The sequence below is a fragment of the Rhodococcus sp. PAMC28707 genome (genome assembly GCF_004795915.1).
In the GTDB taxonomy this organism is placed as follows: Bacteria; Actinomycetota; Actinomycetes; order Mycobacteriales; family Mycobacteriaceae; genus Rhodococcoides.
In genome coordinates, this window is record NZ_CP039253.1 from 2,608,932 (window position 1) to 2,627,201 (window position 18,270).

18 protein-coding genes are annotated in these 18,270 nt (G+C 62.5%); 13 read left to right on the forward strand and 5 right to left on the reverse strand.

The genetic code is table 11. From position 1 onward, the window contains the following. Positions 1 to 114 precede the first annotated feature (114 nt). Genes E5720_RS11810 through E5720_RS11820 form a run of 3 tightly spaced genes read left to right on the forward strand, consistent with a single transcriptional unit; the run spans position 115 to position 1,593 of the window. Positions 115 to 282: a DUF4177 domain-containing protein gene (locus tag E5720_RS11810; RefSeq protein ID WP_088944003.1), complete on the forward strand. Its 168-nt coding sequence runs from the start codon at positions 115 to 117 to the stop codon at positions 280 to 282. Positions 283 to 287: 5 nt separating this feature from the next. Next, complete coding sequence (locus E5720_RS11815; protein WP_136170809.1) at positions 288 to 755, forward strand: RidA family protein; 468 nt, start codon at positions 288 to 290, stop codon at positions 753 to 755. Between the two features lie 55 nt (positions 756 to 810). Then, positions 811 to 1,593 carry an MBL fold metallo-hydrolase gene (locus E5720_RS11820; protein ID WP_136170810.1) on the forward strand — a complete coding sequence of 261 codons (783 nt, stop codon included), beginning with the start codon at positions 811 to 813 and terminating at the stop codon, positions 1,591 to 1,593. A gap of 44 nt (positions 1,594 to 1,637) precedes the next feature. On the opposite strand, the gene E5720_RS11825 is transcribed toward E5720_RS11820, so the two are convergent. Beyond that, positions 1,638 to 2,312, reverse strand: a complete 675-nt coding sequence (locus tag E5720_RS11825) for a Crp/Fnr family transcriptional regulator (protein WP_019662947.1) — start codon at positions 2,310 to 2,312, stop codon at positions 1,638 to 1,640. A gap of 252 nt (positions 2,313 to 2,564) precedes the next feature. Further along, on the reverse strand, positions 2,565 to 2,825 hold the full coding sequence (locus tag E5720_RS11830) for a hypothetical protein (protein ID WP_136170811.1): 261 nt from the start codon (positions 2,823 to 2,825) through the stop codon (positions 2,565 to 2,567). Between the two features lie 161 nt (positions 2,826 to 2,986). On the opposite strand from E5720_RS11830, the gene nth reads away from it, so the two are divergent. From nth to E5720_RS11850, 4 genes are read left to right on the forward strand one after another with little or no spacing between them, the layout of a single operon-like run. Further along, positions 2,987 to 3,673, forward strand: coding sequence for an endonuclease III (gene nth / locus E5720_RS11835; protein WP_136172633.1), 687 nt, complete (start codon positions 2,987 to 2,989; stop codon positions 3,671 to 3,673). Beyond that, positions 3,670 to 4,344, forward strand: coding sequence for a TlpA disulfide reductase family protein (locus E5720_RS11840; protein ID WP_136170812.1), 675 nt, complete (start codon positions 3,670 to 3,672; stop codon positions 4,342 to 4,344). Before nth ends, E5720_RS11840 begins: the two co-directional genes overlap by 4 nt. Further along, on the forward strand, positions 4,341 to 5,054 hold the full coding sequence (locus E5720_RS11845) for a CoA pyrophosphatase (RefSeq protein ID WP_136170813.1): 714 nt from the start codon (positions 4,341 to 4,343) through the stop codon (positions 5,052 to 5,054). The genes E5720_RS11840 and E5720_RS11845 overlap by 4 nt, the downstream gene beginning before the upstream one ends. Further along, complete coding sequence (locus E5720_RS11850; protein ID WP_136170814.1) at positions 5,051 to 6,241, forward strand: MarP family serine protease; 1,191 nt, start codon at positions 5,051 to 5,053, stop codon at positions 6,239 to 6,241. The genes E5720_RS11845 and E5720_RS11850 overlap by 4 nt, the downstream gene beginning before the upstream one ends. Before the next feature lie 26 nt (positions 6,242 to 6,267). Here the strand turns inward: E5720_RS11850 and E5720_RS11855 are convergent, their stop codons facing one another. After that, positions 6,268 to 7,197, reverse strand: a complete 930-nt coding sequence (locus tag E5720_RS11855; protein ID WP_136170815.1) for an alpha/beta hydrolase — start codon at positions 7,195 to 7,197, stop codon at positions 6,268 to 6,270. A 26-nt stretch (positions 7,198 to 7,223) separates the two neighbouring features. Then, positions 7,224 to 7,727 (reverse strand): phage holin family protein, encoded by a 504-nt coding sequence (locus E5720_RS11860; RefSeq protein WP_136170816.1) that lies wholly within the window; start codon positions 7,725 to 7,727, stop codon positions 7,224 to 7,226. Between the two features lie 253 nt (positions 7,728 to 7,980). Here E5720_RS11860 and E5720_RS11865 point away from each other — a divergent pair, with 253 nt between their 5' ends. After that, positions 7,981 to 9,348: an MFS transporter gene (locus E5720_RS11865; RefSeq protein WP_210729855.1), complete on the forward strand. Its 1,368-nt coding sequence runs from the start codon at positions 7,981 to 7,983 to the stop codon at positions 9,346 to 9,348. A 50-nt stretch (positions 9,349 to 9,398) separates the two neighbouring features. On the opposite strand, the gene acs is transcribed toward E5720_RS11865, so the two are convergent. After that, on the reverse strand, positions 9,399 to 11,345 hold the full coding sequence (acs, locus tag E5720_RS11870) for an acetate--CoA ligase (RefSeq protein ID WP_136170817.1): 1,947 nt from the start codon (positions 11,343 to 11,345) through the stop codon (positions 9,399 to 9,401). A gap of 482 nt (positions 11,346 to 11,827) precedes the next feature. Here acs and E5720_RS11875 point away from each other — a divergent pair, with 482 nt between their 5' ends. From E5720_RS11875 to E5720_RS11895, 5 genes are all read left to right on the forward strand, one after another. Beyond that, positions 11,828 to 13,456 (forward strand): ABC transporter substrate-binding protein, encoded by a 1,629-nt coding sequence (locus tag E5720_RS11875; RefSeq protein ID WP_136170818.1) that lies wholly within the window; start codon positions 11,828 to 11,830, stop codon positions 13,454 to 13,456. Positions 13,457 to 13,602: 146 nt separating this feature from the next. Next, positions 13,603 to 14,529, forward strand: a complete 927-nt coding sequence (locus E5720_RS11880; protein WP_136170819.1) for an ABC transporter permease — start codon at positions 13,603 to 13,605, stop codon at positions 14,527 to 14,529. Next, positions 14,522 to 15,481 (forward strand): ABC transporter permease, encoded by a 960-nt coding sequence (locus E5720_RS11885; protein WP_136170820.1) that lies wholly within the window; start codon positions 14,522 to 14,524, stop codon positions 15,479 to 15,481. The genes E5720_RS11880 and E5720_RS11885 overlap by 8 nt, the downstream gene beginning before the upstream one ends. A gap of 23 nt (positions 15,482 to 15,504) precedes the next feature. Next, complete coding sequence (locus E5720_RS11890; protein ID WP_210729856.1) at positions 15,505 to 17,214, forward strand: ABC transporter ATP-binding protein; 1,710 nt, start codon at positions 15,505 to 15,507, stop codon at positions 17,212 to 17,214. A 61-nt stretch (positions 17,215 to 17,275) separates the two neighbouring features. After that, the gene (locus E5720_RS11895; RefSeq protein ID WP_136170822.1) at positions 17,276 to 18,031 is read left to right on the forward strand and encodes an oxidoreductase; all 756 of its coding nucleotides are present in this window, start codon (positions 17,276 to 17,278) and stop codon (positions 18,029 to 18,031) included. Positions 18,032 to 18,270: the final 239 nt, after the last annotated feature.

Sequence of the window (18,270 nt, forward strand, 5' to 3'; positions counted from 1 at the left end):
CCCATTGTCTCCCGGGAACACGACACGAGCTCATCATCTCCGGTCATGACGTGGTCCGTGATGCAGGACGGATGGGACGCCGGTGCATCCTCGAGGCCGACTAGGCTTGTCGGTATGAGCGAAAAGATTATCTGGGAGTACTTCACCGCACCGGTTCTGATTCACGCCACGAAGCAGATTCTGGACAACTACGGTTCCGAGGGCTGGGAGCTCGTGACCATCATGTCGGGCCCCAATGGCGGGGACTCGCTCGTGGCCTACTTCAAGCGTCCGAAGGCCTGACCGGTATGGCCGACTGGTCCGCGCGACTGGCCGAACTGGGCATCGAACTACCCGCCGTCGTCCCTCCGTTGGCGGCATACACGCCTGCGGTCCAGACGGGAATGTACGTCTATACCTCCGGTCAGCTGCCGATGGTCGACGGCAAGTTGACCTGCACCGGCAAGGTCGGTGCGGAGGTCTCGCCGGAGGAAGCCACAGCAGCAGCGCGGACGTGCGCACTCAATGCGCTGGCGGCGATCCACTCGCTCGTCGGGATCGATCGCATCGAGCGCATAGTCAAAGTTGTCGGCTTCGTTGCGTCGGCGACCGGCTTCACCGGCCAACCTCCGGTGATGAACGGGGCGTCGAACCTGCTCGGTGAAATATTCGGAGATGCAGGCGTGCATGCGCGCTCCGCGGTCGGTGTAGCCGAATTGCCTTTGGGCGCAGCAGTCGAGGTCGAGCTCATCGTGGAGCTCACACCCGAGGCCTGAGCGCCGCGAGATAAAGATTCTCGTGCCACTTCTCTCTTCGTCCTAAGGTACGTCTATGACCCTTGCTCACCCTGCCTACGGAAAGCTACGACAGGTGACCGACACAGCTGCTGTGTTGCTCGCCGACAATCCAGGACAGATGACGCTCGATGGCACCAATACCTGGATCCTCCGGGCCCCTGGCAGCCAGGATTGCGTCGTCGTCGACCCTGGTCCGAAGGATTCCGAGCATCTCGACGCGGTTGCGGGGGTGGGCAACGTGGTTCTCACGCTTGTCACGCATCGGCATCGGGACCACACGGCAGGGCTGAAGAGGTTTCACCGCAAGAGCGGCGCGCCGATCCGAGCATTCGAGTCCAAGTATGTCCATGGCGACACCTCACCGTTGACCGACGGAGAGGTGATCGTCGCGGCAGGCCTGTCCATCTCGGTACTGGCGACGCCGGGGCATACAGCCGATTCGTTGTGCTTCGTCCTCGACGACGCCGTCCTGACCGGTGACACCATTTTGGGTCGAGGAACTACGGTGCTCGACCCGAAGGACGGCTCTCTCGCCGACTACCTGTCCTCGCTGGACCGTCTCGAAGAAATGAGTGAGGGCAAGGTCGCGCTGCCAGGGCATGGAGCCGAGATCGCAGACTTTCCCGAGGTAGTGAGGTTCTACCGAAAGCACCGACTCGAACGGCTGGCCCAAGTTCGTGCCGCACTGCACGAACTTGGTGCCGATGCGAAGCCGATGCAGGTGGTCAAACATGTCTACTCGGACGTGGACAAAAAGCTGTGGCCTGCCGCCCGCATGTCGGTCAAAACACAGCTGGCGTACCTACGCGAGAACTAGCAGCATTTCCGGATAGCTCGACGTTTCCAGCGAGCTATGTGGTTCTAGCGTGCCCGGCGAGCGAGGCGCTCGGAGTCCGAGATCAGTACGCTCTTGCCTTCGAGGCGCAGCCATCCGCGGTGCGCGAAATCGGCCAATGCCTTGTTGACGGTCTCACGTGATGCGCCGACGAGCTGGGCGATCTCTTCCTGCGTCAGGTCGTGGGTGACGCGAAGTGACCCGGCTTCCTGGGTTCCGAAGCGCTGAGCGAGTTGGAGTAGTGCTTTGGCGACGCGTCCGGGCACATCGGTGAAGATGAGGTCCGCGAGGTTGTTGTTGGTGCGGCGGAGTCGACGGGCCAGCACGCGAAGAAGCTGCTCGGCAATCTCCGGACGCTGATCGATCCACGCTTTCAGTGCGTCGCGATCCATGCTGACGGCACGAACTTCGGTGACCGTGGTCGCCGTGGACGTACGTGGGCCCGGGTCGAAGATCGAGAGCTCACCGAACATGTCCGACGGACCCATGATGGTCAGCAGGTTTTCACGACCGTCGGGGGAGCGGCGGCCGAGCTTGATCTTGCCGGAAACGATGATGTACAGCCGATCACCCGGCTCACCCTCGTTGAAGACCACATGTCCTCGGGGGAAATCGACCGGCTGCAGCTGCTTGGTCAGCGCTGCTACCGCAGAGGGCTCGACTCCTTGGAAGATGCCGGCCCGTGCCAGGACGTCGTCCACTTGCGCTCCTTTTGGGATGTCGTCGATTCAGTTTTCCGGATCGACAAGCGTTTCAAACGGCGCGGGCCACTTACCCGAAGGCCAGCAACGCCACACCAATAATCGAACATGACAAGAATCTCGGTGAAGTCTACTTCGCCGAACCTGATATCGAGTGATCGGCGCCACGGAACCCGCGAAGAGAATGAACGGACCAGGGGTAGTTCACCGGATCTTCATCTCGAAACGGGCATGCCGGACGTTACGGACCGGTCAACTGGCGCGCTGGTCCAGCAGTGCCTCGGAATCCTTCACCACGTGCGGGCGCTTCTTGCGATTGTTGAGCTTGGCGAGGGCGTGCGGGAACCCGTCGTTGGCGAGCGTCGCCACCTCGGAGCTACTGGCCTGATCGAGAAACTCCTCCACGTCGTGCTCCCGAACCGTCAGCTTGCTCAGTTTGCCTTCGACACGCTCCATAGCGAGCGAGAAGAGCATCAGGAGTACTGGAAAAAGCACCACGGCGAGTCCTTGCATACGGGAAAGTTAACACCGAAAAAGTCTCGATAAGAACACAGAGCGAATTAGATGCCGATTCTTGTCCGTACAGTTGTGGAGTGGATTCGACAGCCTCGAAGGCCTTCGACGTGCGTAAACGCGAAGAGACAAGACTTGGGCTCGTCAGGCGCGCCCGCCGGATGAATCGGGAGCTGGGGAGGGCGTTCCCGCATGTCTACTGCGAACTCGACTTCACGACCCCCCTCGAACTTGCCGTCGCAACGATCCTGTCGGCCCAGTGCACCGACAAGCGCGTCAATCTCGTCACGCCGGCTTTATTCGTGAGATATCGCACTGCGCGCGACTACGCCGAAGCGGACAGAACGGAACTGGAGGAGTACATCCGCACAACCGGTTTCTTCCGCAACAAGACGAACTCACTGATCGGCCTCGGAGCTGCTCTTATCGAGCGGTTCGACGGAGAAGTTCCAGCCAATCTGAAGGACCTGGTGACGCTGCCCGGCATCGGCCGGAAGACGGCCAATGTGGTCCTCGGAAATGCATTCGACGTTCCCGGCATCACCGTCGATACCCACTTCGCTCGACTCGTTCGACGCTGGCAATGGACGGACCTGGAAGACCCGGTCAAGATCGAACACGCCGCCGGCGAGCTCATCGAGCGCAAAGAATGGACACTGCTCTCGCACCGCGTGATCTTTCATGGACGCCGCATATGCCACGCCCGCAAGCCTGCCTGCGGGGTGTGCATTCTGGCCAAGGACTGCCCGTCCTACGGAATCGGTCCGGTGGACAAGGCCCAGGCCGCCGCCCTGGTCAAGGGTCCGGAGACCGAAGATCTTCTCGCGCTCGCCGGAATCACACCGTGAACAAATCCGCACTGCGCTGGTCGCTGGTAGCACTGATCGTCGTTGTCGGGATGATCTACGCCCTGTGGCCGCGCGATACGAACCCCGGTCTGCAGGCGCCGGTCGGCGGCCTCGCTACCGGTCAAGCGCCCACTGCGGGCTCCCCCGGCGGTTCTGTCGCTTCCGACGAGGGGCTCGCCGCGTTGCGGGAGCGGGCGCAGCTTGCGCCGTGCCCGACTCCCGATCCAGGATCGCCCGTACCGGCCGGCCCGTTGACGGGGATCGTGCTCGAGTGTGTCGCCGACGGCAGCAGTATCGACGTAGGCCAGGCGCTGGCAGGTAAGCCCGCATTGATCAATCTGTGGGCGTACTGGTGTGGACCGTGCGCGGAGGAACTCCCTTATCTTCAGCAGTACGCCGACACTGTGGCCGACCGACTGACCGTCCTCACCGTTCACCAGGATCGCAACGAAGGCAACGGCCTCGCCAAGCTCGCCGACTACGGCGTAACGCTTCCCGGGGTCCAGGACGAAGCCGGTCGCATAGCAGCAGCCGTCGGCGCGCCGCCCGTCCTCCCGGTATCGATTCTGATCGATGCGGATGGCAATGTCGCCAAAGTGTTGCCGCAACCGTTTCGAAGTGTCGAAGAGATAGCAGATGCAGTCGAGAACGATCTCGGACTCGTGAGATGAGCGCCCCGGAGTGGCTTCGCGGTGTCGTCGAGGCGGTCGGCGGTGAACGCGGCTTGCTGGATACGACAGGCATCAACCCGGTACTGCAGCGCACGGCCGCCGCCGGTGAGTCGACCCGTCCGGCATCGGTCCTCGTACTGTTCGGTGGCTCGCCCGAGCCGGACCACACCGCGCGGGGCGGACTTCCCGCCGACGCAGATGTGCTGCTGACGCAGCGGGCGTCGACGCTGCGCCAGCACAGCGGACAGATCGCTTTCCCTGGTGGCGCCACGGATCCAGGCGACGTATCTCCGGTCGCAACAGCTCTGCGTGAAGCCGAGGAAGAGACCGGTTTGGATCCTGCCGGTGTGCAACCGCTCGCGACGATGCCGGGCATCTATGTGCCGCCGTCGCGATTCGACGTAATCCCAGTGCTTGCGTACTGGCGAAGGCCGAGCGACGTCCGCGTCGTCGACACCGGCGAGTCCGCCCGAGTCGTCAGGGTGCCGATCCAAACACTACTGGATCCCGACAACCGTTTCCAGGTCCGCCACCCGGCGGGCTATCAAGGTCCGGCCTTCGCCGTCGACGGAATGCTGGTGTGGGGTTTCACAGGCGGTATTCTGGCGGGCCTGCTCGCAGTGTCCGGCTGGGAGACCGAGTGGGACACCGGCGACATTCGTGATCTGGAGGCCAGCTTGGCAGCTGTAGGAGCGGGGCTCGATCAGTGAGCGGGTCCGGTTGGGTAGATCTCGTCGTCCTCGCGGTGGCATTGCTGGCAGCGATGTCGGGATGGCGACAGGGTGCAGTGGCGTCGGCGTTGGCATTTCTCGGTGTCGTACTCGGTGCCGTCGCGGGAATTCTGATCGCGCCGCATGTTCTGTTGCACGTCGACGGCGCTCGAATGCGAGTATTCGTCGGAATTGCGCTGATCGTGGTGTTGGTGATCGTCGGCGAAGTGTCGGGCATGGTGCTCGGCCGTGCGCTACGCAGTGGAATCCATTCACGTGGCGCTCGGTCGGTCGACAGCGTCGTCGGCGCCGGCCTGCAAGCCATGGCCGTCCTCGCTGCTGCGTGGTTGCTCGCTATTCCGTTGACGTCGTCTTCGCAGCCCGAGGTTGCCGGCGCGGTTCGTGGGTCGAAGGTGCTGGGCAAGGTCGACGAAGTGGCCCCACAGTGGCTTCGTGAAGTACCCAAGGAATTCTCGGCACTGCTCGACACCTCCGGGCTTCCCGACGTCATCGGACCGTTCGGCAAAACCCCGGTAGCGGAAGTTGCCGACCCGGACCCAACGCTGCAGGCGAACCCCCTGGTGGATCAGCTGCACGCCAGCGTCCTCAAGGTCAGCGGCCTGGCTCCGAGCTGCCAGAAGGCGTTGGAGGGCTCGGGATTCGTCGTGGCCCCCGAACTTGTGATGACCAACGCGCATGTCGTCGCCGGCACCGAAGGCGTCACCGTCGACTCGCTAGGCACGGTGTTCGACGCCCAGGTCGTGCTCTTCGACCCCCAGGAAGATGTGGCGATCCTGCGGGTGCCGGGTCTTCGCGCTCCGGTGTTGAACTTTGCGCCCGACCCGGGCGTCACCGGAGACAGTGCACTTGTCCTGGGATACCCGGGCGGTGGACCGTACACGGCGAGCCCAGCCCGCATTCGAGAAACTTTGAACTTGAAGGGCCCGGACATCTACCGAACCGGAACGGTTCAACGTCAGGTCTACACCGTGCGAGGCAGCGTGCGGCAGGGCAATTCGGGTGGCCCACTCGTCGCGGAAGACGGGCAGGTCCTCGGGCTGGTCTTCGGTGCCGCCGTCGACGATCCCGATACCGGATTCGTGCTCACCGCACCCGAAGTATCCGACGAGCTCGAGCTGAGCCGCGAGAGCCCGGTCGCAGTCGGAACAGGCAACTGCATTCTCTAGATTCGGGTGCGGGAGACGCGTCGAACCTAGAGCGTCAACAAGGCCAGCAACTGTGCGGTGACCTCGGCAGGAGCTTCCTGGTGCGCGTAATGACCGGCCCCGAGCACAGTGTGTAAGCGCTGATCAGGGGCCCAGTGAGCCTCGGTGGCCACCGATCGAGGTAGCACGTACGGATCGAGTTCGCCTCTGATCTGGAGTACCGGAATGCGCAACCGGGTGTCCATAGCCTGCATGAACTTTCGCCCGTCGGAACGAAACTGACTTCGAAATGCCCATCGTTGGTACTCCAACGCGCAATGTGCCGCGCCTGGAATGCGCATCGCCGAGCGCATCTGCTTCGCTGTGTCGACGAACTCGTCCGAATCCAACCAGCCGGCCCCCGACCGCGCTCGGAGGAGTTGCTCGACGGCGGCGCCATTGTGCTTGGTCAGAGTGCGTTCGGGCACCAGCGGCATCTGGTATCGCAAGAACTGCGGGAGCAGTGCAGCTCGTTGGGCCTTGTTGCGCAGGACTGCCCTGCGCAACGCAATGGGATGCGGGGACCCGACCAAACCGATCGACCGGACCATCCGTGGATGCAGCGCGGCAGTAGCCCAACACACCAGACCGCCATCGGCGTGCCCGACGAGAGTCGCTTCGCCATATCCCAGTGCCCGGATCAGGCCGACCACATCGCCGGCCAGCGTCCACCCGTCGTACCCACGCGGTGGCTTGTCGGTGTCTCCGTATCCACGGAGGTCGACAGCCACAGCGCGGAACCCCGCCTCGGTCAGCGAGGTCAGTTGGTGACGCCACGACCACCAGAAATCTGCGAAGCCGTGCAGTAGAACTACCAGCGGGGCATCGGCTGGCGCGTCGTCGGTCTCGACGACGTGGAACCGAATGCCGTTGGCATGAATGTCGCGGTGCGTCCACGGACCGGCGAAACGGACAGTGGACGGATCAGGCCGACTCATTCTTTCTTGCCCCGCTACCGACCTCGCTATTGCTTGTACCCGGGAATTGCCGGTGTCGACCCGTGCTGGTTCGGCAAGACAGTCGAGGCCTGCTTGAGCGACTCGATCGTCTTCTCCGGCTTACGAAGCTTCTTGACGCGCCGATAGCCGAGGAACCCGAGCAGGGCAGCCACGAGCAGCATGAAAACGAACACGATGAGGAAGGCAGCCCAGCGCGGCAACCAGATATCGAGCGTCTCGGCCAAGAAGAAGAAGAAGAAAAATGCGCTGAAGACGACGACGGCGAGAGCCAGGATGAAAAAGAGGCTGCCCTGCAGCCCCTTCTTGATCTCGCCCGTGACCTCGGCCTTGGCCAGTTCGACCTCGGCGCGGACCAGCGTCGACACCTGCGTCGTCGCATCCTTGACAAGGTTCCCGATGCTGCCGGTTCCTGGTGCGCGGTGGTCTACGTCCGTAAGTGGAATGGACGAAATCGTGTTCGGCACCCCGTCCGGATAAGCACTGCCATTACCGCGATTGGTCACGCTCAACTTCTCGACCCCTCCACTTGCTGGTGATGATTGGTTCCGAGACGTCGTCCTGCGACGCCGTCTCGACTGCATTCTTCGGTTAACACTAGTGCCGACCCGACGCACTTCGCCTCACAGTCACAGCTCGCCTTGCGATGGCGCTCTCAGATCAACGGTGAATACGTCGGCGGTGCATTCAGGCGTCCACTGTAATTCTCAGGTTTTCATCAGGTAATTTGCGTTCTACATACCCCTCTCTTCAGGAGTCCTAACCGTGAGCACTACCTCGGCCGTCCCAAGTGACGGCATCGCTGCTGCCCCGGAGGTACCACGGTCTCGCATCGTCGTCGCATCCATGGTCGGCACGTCGATCGAATTCTTCGACTTCTACATCTACGCGACTGCCGCAGTACTGGTCTTCCCCAAGCTGTTCTTCCCCGCGGGCAACGAGACGACCGCGCTGCTGGCGTCGTTCGCGACGTTCGGACTCGCTTTCGTTGCACGCCCCATCGGATCGGTTCTGTTCGGCCATTTCGGCGACCGCATCGGGCGCAAAGCGACGCTCGTCGGTTCACTGCTGACGATGGGGGCGGCGACCTTCGCGATCGGATTGCTGCCGACCTATGCGGCGGCAGGCCTGTGGGCTCCCGCACTGCTCGCGATCATGCGGTTCACGCAGGGCGTCGGACTCGGTGGTGAGTGGAGCGGCGCAGCGCTGCTCGCGACCGAAACCGCCAAGCCCGGCAAACGCGCCTGGGCCGCAATGTATCCACAGTTGGGTGCACCTATCGGCTTCTTCTTCGCCAACGGGATCTTCCTGCTGTTGGTCGTCATCACCGGCTACGACTCCGCAAACTCCGCAACGGACCACGCATTCCTCACCTGGGGATGGCGCGTGCCGTTCCTGCTGAGCGCCGTCATCGTCATCATCGGCCTCTATGTGCGCCTCAAACTGGAAGAGACGCCGGTGTTCAAGCTGGCCGTCGCGCGTGGGCAGAAGGTTAAGACTCCGCTCGCCCAGGTCTTCCGTACGAGCTGGCGCCAGCTGATCCTCGGTACGTTCATCATGCTCGCCACCTACACGCTCTTCTACATCATGACGACCTGGGTAGTCAGTTACGGAACCGGCAAAGTCTCCGACGCAGGTGGCCCGAAGATCACCATCGCGTACACCGATTTCCTCGAGCTTCAGCTGATCGCAGTGCTCTTCTTCGCCGCGCTGATTCCGGTGGCAGGCTTGCTCGCCGACAAATACGGACGGCGACCGACCCTCATCGTCATCACGATCGCGATCATTGCGTTCGGTCTGTCGTTCCACTGGTTCGCCGCACCGGAAAGCGCGACGGCCGGTCGGATGCTTGTCTTCATGTGCATCGGACTCGGATTGATGGGTCTTACCTTCGGTCCGATGAGTGCCGTGCTGCCCGAACTTTTCCCGACCAACGTGCGATACACGGGATCGGGGATCTCGTACAACACGGCGTCGATCCTCGGCGCGGCTGTGGCGCCGTTCATCGCGACCTGGCTGGTGAGCAGCTACGGCGTCGGATGGGTCGGGGTCTACCTTGCCGTCGCCGCGGTGCTGACGTTGATCGCGTTGATCCTCATGAAGGAAACCCGCGATCAGTCACTGACGGACTAGGCGTGAACGGGCATACGTCCCGTAAAGGATGTATGCCCGTTCACCGGTCGCTAGCGACCCTTCTTGATCGAATCGAAGACCTTCGGATCGACGAGAGTCGAGACGTCACCGAGTTCGCGGCCTTCGGCGACATCACGCAGCAGGCGTCGCATGATCTTGCCGGAGCGAGTCTTCGGGAGTTCGGGAACGATCGAGATCTCGCGAGGGCGAGCGATCGGTGAAATCTCTTTCGATACTTGAGCTTTGAGCTCCTTGATCAGATCGTCACCGGTATTCTCGATGCCTGCGCGCAGGATCACGAACGCGACGATGCCCTGACCGGTGGTCTCGTCGGCGGCACCGACGACTGCCGCCTCGGCGACACCGTGATGGCTCACGAGCGCTGATTCCACCTCGGAGGTGGAGATCCGGTGTCCGGAGACGTTCATGACGTCGTCGACGCGTCCGAGGACCCAGAGAGCGCCGTCCTCGTCGTACTTGGCGCCGTCGCCGGCGAAGTACCAGCCTTCTTCGGCGTAGCGGGACCAGTACGTGTCCTTGTAGCGCTCCATGTCGCCCCAGATCCCGCGGAGCATCGCCGGCCACGGCTCGTCGAGGATCAGATATCCGTTGCCGCCGTTGCCCAGTGGCTTCGCGTCGTCGTCGACGATCTTCGCGGAGATCCCGGGTAGCGGCGCCATCGCGGAGCCGGGCTTGGTGGATGTCACGCCGGGCAGCGGTGAAATCATGATCGCACCGGTCTCGGTCTGCCACCAGGTGTCGACGATGGGCGCGGTACCGCCGCCTACGACGTCGCGGAACCAACGCCACGCCTCCGGGTTGATCGGCTCACCGACGGAGCCGAGCAGCCGGATCGATGTCAGGTCGTGTGCCTCGGGAATCTCCTTGCCCCACTTCATGAAGGTACGCACGAGAGTGGGGGAGGTGTAGTAGATCGAGACCTTGTACTTCTCGATGATGTTCCAGTGCCGGTGCTCGTCAGGGGAATTCGGGGTGCCCTCGTAGACGACTTGCGTCGCGCGGTTCGAGAGCGGTCCGTAGACGATGTACGAGTGGCCGGTGACCCAACCGACGTCGGCGGTGCACCAGAAGACATCCTGGCCCGCCTTGTGATCGAAGACGTTGTGGTGGGTGTACGAGGTCTGAGTCAGGTAGCCACCGGAGGTGTGCACGATGCCTTTCGGCTTACCCGTCGTGCCGGAGGTGTACAGGATGAACAGGGGGTGCTCGGCCGGGAATGGCTGCGCCTCATGCTCTTTCGAAGCCCGGGCGACGCTCTCGTGCCACCAGATGTCGCGGCCTTCGGTCCAGGCGACCTCGGAGTCGGTCCGCTTGACGACCAATACGTGTTGGATCGAGGCGGCTCCGTCCACGGCCTCGTCGACGGTGTCCTTGATCGGCGCGGGCTTACCGCGACGCCACTGCCCGTCGGTGGTGATGACCAGTTTGGCCTCGGCGTCGTCGATGCGTGAACGCAGTGCCGTGGCGGAGAAGCCGGCGAAGACGACCGAATGCGTCAGGCCCAGGCGGGCGCAGGCGAGGATCGAGATGATGGCCTCGGGGATCATCGGCATGTAGATGGCGACGCGGTCGCCGGAGACCAGTCCGAGGTCGGTCAGGGTGTTGGCCGCTTGACTGACCTCTGCGAGCAGGTCGGCGTAGGTGAGGTCGCGACTGTCACCGGGTTCGCCTTCCCAGTGAATGGCAACCTGCTCGCCATGGCCGTCGAGAACATGTCGATCCACGCAGTTGTAGGCGACGTTGAGCTTTCCGTCGGCGAACCATTTGGCGACGGGAGCGTCGGACCAATCGAGCACCTCGGTGAACGGGGTATGCCAGTGCAGTCGTCGTGCCTGCTCGGCCCAGAACGCGAGGCGGTCCTTCGCGGCGACGTCGTAGAGATCTGCTGTGGCGTTCGCCTGCGCGGCGAATTCCGCCGACGGCGGGTAGGTCTCCTCGGCGGCAGTGTCGTGGTCACCGGAGGTACTGGTCGTCATCTCGAATGGCTCTCTTTCGTCGTGGTTCTCTTCGCGCTCGGGCAGCTACCTATGCCATCACGAACGAGCTGAACAGTCGCTCTGCAGCCTCCGCGCGAGCCCTTGTGAGGGTAGTCACATGTGAGGGCTGTCGCACCGTTGCATTCGCCTGCAACCCTCTGATCTGCGGTGATCGGTAGGTTTCGAGCGATGGACGGTCCAGGGTGCGGTTCAGTCGGAGAGGTTGTCGGGAGATCGCTCTCACCACGTGGGAAATCGGTTGCCGAATCGTTTCGAACATGTAGCGAGCCTGTGTGAGGGTCTCCTGTTTCTGGGGGAGTTCACAGGTTCGTTTCAGGGTGTGTCTAAAGTTTCAACCATTGGATCGTTGCTTCGGCTCATCGAGCTGTGGCCGGCGGTCGCCCCACATATCCCCGTGGGCGTGACGCCCCGGGGTCGATCACGGTTGACACCGTGGTCAAACCAAAGATGGAGGATTTGTCTTGCGCAGAACACGCATCGCGACGGCTGCAGTTGCAGTGGTCGTGGGAGCGGCGCTGGTGACGGCGTGCTCATCGAGTGATTCGACCAGCGGCGGTGGGTCCGGTGACGGCGCTGCAATTATCAACGCGTGGAGTGGTGAGCCGCAGAATCCGCTGGTTCCCACCAACACGAGTGAGAACACCGGTGGGCGAGTCGTGGACTCGGTCTTCGCCGGACTGGTTTCGTACACCTCCGAGGGCGGTATCGAGAACGAGGTCGCCGACTCGATCGATTCCGCCGACGGCCAGAACTACACCGTGACGTTGAAGGACGGTTGGAAGTTCACCGACGGCACGCCGGTGACAGCGAAATCCTTCGTCGACGCCTGGAACTACGGCGCGCTGTCCACCAATGCGCAGCTGCAGGGGTCGTTCTTCGATCCGATTCTCGGTTACGACGAGGTCGCAGGCGAGAACCCGACGGTCCAGACGATGTCCGGGCTGAAGGTCGTCGACGACAAGACGTTCACCATCGAACTCAAGCAGCCCGAGGCAGCGTTCCCCGATCGACTCGGCTTCGCCGCGTACTATCCACTGCCCGAGGTCGCATACGCCGACATGGCAGCGTTCGGGGAGAACCCGATCGGTAACGGACCGTACAAGTTTGCGCAGGAAGGTGCGTGGCAGCACAACGTCCGCATCGATCTGGTGACCAACCCGGACTACGACGGCAATCGCAAGCCTGTCAACGGCGGCATCAACTTCATCCTCTACAGCAACCTCGACACCGCGTACACGGATCTTTTGTCGAACAACGTCGACGTCCTCGACCAGGTCCCGTCCAGTGCAGTGACGACGTTCGAGTCGGATCTGCCCGGCCGTACGGTCAATCAGCCGTCCGCGAGCATCGAAACCTTCACCATCCCGGGCCGTCTGCCGCACTTCGGTGGCGAAGAGGGTGTGCTGCGTCGTCAGGCGATCTCCAAGGCGATCGATCGCGATCAGATCACCAAGCAGATCTTCAACAACACCCGCACGCCTGCACAGGATTTCACCAGCCCCGCAATCGCAGGCTGGACCGGGGATCTCAGTGACGTCGACAACGTCGACTACGACAAAGACGGAGCCAAGGCACTGTGGGCGCAGGCCGACGCAATTGCGCCGTGGTCAGGTAGCTTCGCGATCGCCTACAACTCCGATGGCGGACACCAGGAATGGGTCGACGCGGTCAGCAACAGCATCCGCAACACCCTCGGTATCGAGGCACAGGGTGCTCCCTACCCGACGTTTGCGCAGCTGCGGACCGAGGCCACGAACCGCACCATCCCGACGGCGTTCCGTTCGGGCTGGCAGGGTGACTACCCGCAGCAGTACGGCTTCCTTGCCCAGAACTACCAGACCGGTGGCAGCTCCAACGACGGCGAGTACTCCAACCCCGAGTTCGATCGTCTGCTGCGTGAGTCGGCAAGCGAGACCGACAAGGGCAAGGCGCAGGACCTGATCAACCAGGCACAGGAAATCCTCCTGAACGATCTGCCTGCAGTACCGACCTGGTACCGCAACGCGGCCAGTGGCTGGTCGGAGAATGTCACCAACGTCAAGATCGGTTGGGACGGAGTCCCGATCTACAGCCAGATCGAGAAGAACTGATCTTTTCTCACGGCTCTTGATTCAGCCGAGCAGGGCAGTAGGCCTGTTGCCTACTGCCCTGCTCGGCTGCTTGCCTCGCTCGCCTCGTACGACGCCCACGCTGAATACCGCTGTGACGTCCTCCTTCCTCCTAAGGAGGTGATCCGGTGCTCTGGTACATCGGACGCCGAATACTTCAGATGGTCCCTGTTTTCATCGGGGCCACATTCCTGATCTACGCAATGGTCTTCCTGCTCCCAGGGGACCCGATTGCTGCGCTCGCCGGAGACAAGGCGATCAGCCCCGCGGTGGCCGACCAGCTGCGCGCACGCTACAACCTCGACGAGCCGTTCATCGTGCAGTATCTGCTGTATCTCAAGGGCATCTTCACCTTCGATTTCGGTATGTCGTTCTCGGGCCGCCCGGTCAGTGAGGTTCTGCTGCAAGCGTTCCCGATCACCGCGAAACTTGCTGCGATGGCACTCGTGATCGAAGGCGTCTTCGGTATCGGCTTCGGTCTCATCGCCGGTCTACGTAAGGGCAAGCTGTTCGACAGCTCGGTCCTCCTCGTCAGCCTCGTCATCATCGCCGTCCCGATTTTCGTCATCGGCTTCCTCGCGCAGTTCTTCATCGGGATCAAATGGGGCATAGTGCCTCCCACAGTCGGTGGCAACACAAGTTTCAAGAACCTGCTGCTGCCGGCGTTCGTGCTCGGTTCGGTGTCGTTCGCCTACGTGGTCCGGCTGACCCGTACCTCGGTGGCAGAAAACCTGAGTGCCGACTTCGTCAGAACAGCGACAGCCAAAGGCCTTTCACGCAGGCGAGTCGTCAACGTTCACGTGCTACGCAACTCGTTGATCCCCGTCGTCACGTTCCTCGGTGCCGATCTTGCTGCACTCATGGGTGGCGCGATCATCACCGAGGGCATCTTCAACATCAATGGCGTCGGTGGCACCATCTACCAGGCGGTCATCAGGGGCGAGGCGCCCACGGTCGTCTCGTTCGTGACGGTCCTGATCGTGGTCTACCTCATCGCGAATCTCGTCGTCGACCTCCTGTACGCCGCGCTCGACCCAAGGATCCGCTATGCCTAACACGACTCCCGAAGGCGGACGTGAGGTCCGTCAAGCACGCTTCGTGGAATCCGACGAAGTTGTCGACGTCAGCCAGACCGACGTCGTGAACATCGACGAGGCTCCCACGAGTATCTGGAAGGATGCTTGGCACAGTCTGCGCAAGCGCCCGCTCTTCATCATCTCGGCCATCATCATCTTCGTGGTCATCTTGGTCGCAGCGTTTCCGAGTCTGTTCACGAATACCGATCCGCGGTACTGCGACCTGGCGTTCAGCATGCAGGGCCCCGGATCCGGTCACATCTTCGGGTTCGACCGTCAAGGTTGCGACATCTACTCCCGTGTCATCTTCGGCGCGCGGGCTTCGGTGGTCACCGGCGTAGGCGTTACGTTCCTGGTGGTCGTGGTCGGAGTGCTCTTCGGTGCCTTCGCGGGCTTCTACGGCGGCTGGGCCGACTCTCTGCTGTCACGGTTGACGGACATCTTCTTCGGTGTCCCGCTCATCCTCGCCGCGATCGTCCTCATGCAGTTGTTCACCGACCGGACGATTTTCACCGTCATCGTGGTGTTGGCGTTGTTCGGCTGGCCGCAGATGGCCCGTATCACTCGTGGAGCGGTGTTGTCGGCCAAGAGCAACGACTACGTCATGGCATCTCGCGCTCTCGGAGTATCGAAGGTGCGCACCTTGATTCGGCATGTCCTACCGAACTCGATGGCGCCGATCATCGTCATCACGACGATTTCGCTCGGCACCTTCATCGTCGCCGAGGCCACCCTGTCGTTCCTCGGAATCGGTCTGCCGCCCACCGAAGTGTCCTGGGGTGGCGATATCAGCGCAGCCCAGGTCACCCTTCGTCAGGGATCGACAATTCTGTTCTATCCCGCTGCCGCACTGGCGATCACAGTGTTGGGCTTCATCATGATGGGCGATGCACTACGCGACGCCCTCGATCCCAAGGCCCGGAAACGATGAGCGAACACGAAGGAGAAGTTGCGATGAGTGAGCAACCCTTGCTCGACATCAAGGACCTCGAGGTGTCGTTTCAGTCCAATTCCGGTGCAGTGCCAGCTGTTCGAGGTGTCAGCCTGACGGTCTATCCCGGCCAGACGGTAGCAATCGTGGGCGAGTCCGGCAGCGGCAAATCCACGACTGCGCACGCGATCATCAATCTCCTCCCGGGTACCGGCAAGGTGACAGCGGGCGAGATCTGGTTCGACGGAAATAACCTGACGAACGCGAGGGAGAAGGACTTCGTCGCGGTCCGCGGAAGCCAGATCGGGTTGGTCCCGCAGGACCCTATGTCGAACCTGAACCCGGTGTGGAAGATCGGCTACCAGATCGAAGAAGCGTTGGCAGCCAATGGAATCGCCAAAGGGAAGGCGGCACGCGCCCGTGCCGTCGAACTCCTCGACGAGGCTGGGTTGACGGACTCGGAGAATCGTGTCAATCAGTACCCGCACGAATTTTCCGGTGGTATGCGCCAGCGGGCGCTGATTGCAATCGGGTTGTCCGCGCGGCCCAAACTGTTGATCGCCGACGAACCCACCTCCGCTCTCGACGTCACGGTCCAGCGTCAGATTCTCGACCACCTCGAGGGGCTGACGAAGGAACTGGGCACAGCGGTTCTACTGATCACGCACGACCTCGGTCTCGCCGCTGAGCGAGCTTCGCATCTGGTCGTCATGAGCAAGGGGCGAATCGTGGAATCCGGTCCGGCGCTGGAAATTCTGCAGAATCCGCAGCATCCGTACACCCAGAAGTTGGTCGCCGCGGCGCCGTCGCTTGCGTCGCAACGGCTGAAGTCCTCCGTGGTGCGTGGGGACATCGTCGCACATGCAAAGCAGGCTGCCGAGGAGGTCGTCGCCGAGAAGACCGTCCACGGTGAAGGCGATTTCGAACCGGCAAAAGATACTGTGCTCGTGGTCGACAAGCTGACCAAGGAGTTCAAGCTTCGTGGTGGCAGTCCCTTCAGGTCGTCGGTGTTCACTGCCGTCAAGGACGTCTCGTTCACCGTTGCCCGCGGCACGACCACCGCCATCGTCGGTGAGTCGGGATCCGGTAAATCGACTGTGGCACAAATGGTTCTGGGGCTACTGGAACCGACGTCCGGATCCGTTCAGTTCGACGGACGTGATGTCGCGGGTTTGAACAACAAGGAGGCGTTCGCGTTCCGGCGTCGTGTACAGCCGATCTTCCAGAACCCCTATGGGTCGCTGGATCCGATGTACTCGATCTACCGCACTATCGAGGAGCCGCTGCGGACCCACAAGGTCGGCAGCAAGAAGGAACGCGAGGCTCGGGTCCGTGATCTGCTGGACAAGGTGGCGTTGCCGACTTCGGTCATGCGCCGATTCCCGAACGAGCTTTCCGGTGGCCAGCGCCAACGAGTAGCTATTGCGCGCGCTCTGGCTCTCTCGCCGGAGATGGTGATCTGCGACGAGGCAGTGTCGGCTCTCGACGTGCTCGTTCAGGCGCAGATTCTGTCCTTGCTGAACGATCTGCAGGCAGAGCTCGGTCTGACATACCTCTTCATCACGCACGATCTTGCCGTGGTGCGGCAGATCGCCGATGATGTGCTCGTCATGCGATCGGGAGAGATCGTCGAGGCCGCCACGACCGACGAGGTGTTCGACAACCCGCAGCAGGAGTACACACAGCGACTGCTCGCCGCCATCCCCGGCGGTTCGGTTCAGCTCGGCGTATAGGGATCGGCGGGGGCAGTCCGGCGAGTCTGCTCCTGCCTGCGAGGGGGTACCGTCGGCTATCGTGACGGACCCTCTCGCCCCGCTGCTCGAACTCCCCGGTGTCATCGACGCCGCCGAACGAGCCCGCGACGCACTCGGAGCAGTACATCGGCACAAGACCAACCGTCGGGGCTGGCCTGCCACGGCGGCCGAAGCCGCAGTACGTGCAGCTCGATCGTCGTCCGCCCTCGAAGGTGGATCGATGGAATTCCCGCGCGAAGGTGAAGACGGCGACCCGATTCTGGCCGGTGCTTTGCGGGTGGGTGCGGCGCTCGACGGGGATGCGCTGTCCATCATGCTCTCGACGTGGAAGAGCGCGCCGCTTCAGGCGCTCGCTCGACTTCACCTACTGGCCGCAGCAGACCTGGTCGAGGACCAGTCCGCACTCGGACGGCCACGTTCGGACGACGGAATCGGTGAGCGCCTGGACTTCCTGGCCCAACTGGTCACCGGCGGATCCTCCGCGCCGGCCCCGGTCATCGCGGCGATCGTGCACGGTGAGCTGTTGACGTTGAAGCCGTTCGAGTCGGCCGATGGTGTTGTCGCCCGGGCAGCTTCTCGGCTCGTGGCGGCGTCTTCGGGTTTGGACCCACACAATCTCGGCGTACCCGAAGTGAGTTGGCTGCGCCGATCGCAGGCCTACCGAGACGGAGCGGCAGGGTTCGCTTCCGGTACTGCCACCGGTGTCGGCAGCTGGGTCATTCTCTGCTGCGGTGCACTCGAGGCCGGGGCGATGGAAGCGACGTCGATCGCTGAGGCTGCAGGCTCCGACAAGTAACCACCTGCCTGTGCCGACGCATTAAAAGGGCGGCGCCGCCGACCTGAGTCGACTTCGCCGCCCGTTAGCACGGACTGCCGGGTAACCAAGCGTGCATTGGTGGGCTGTCACGATCGCTAGGATCGCATGGCCTCGGCGATGGCCCGGTGAGGTAGGAGGTCATCCCTGCAACCGGTGCAGGGTTCTTGCTGCTACTTCCCGAATCTCGCAGACCCACAGCGCTTTTGCCATGTCAGCGG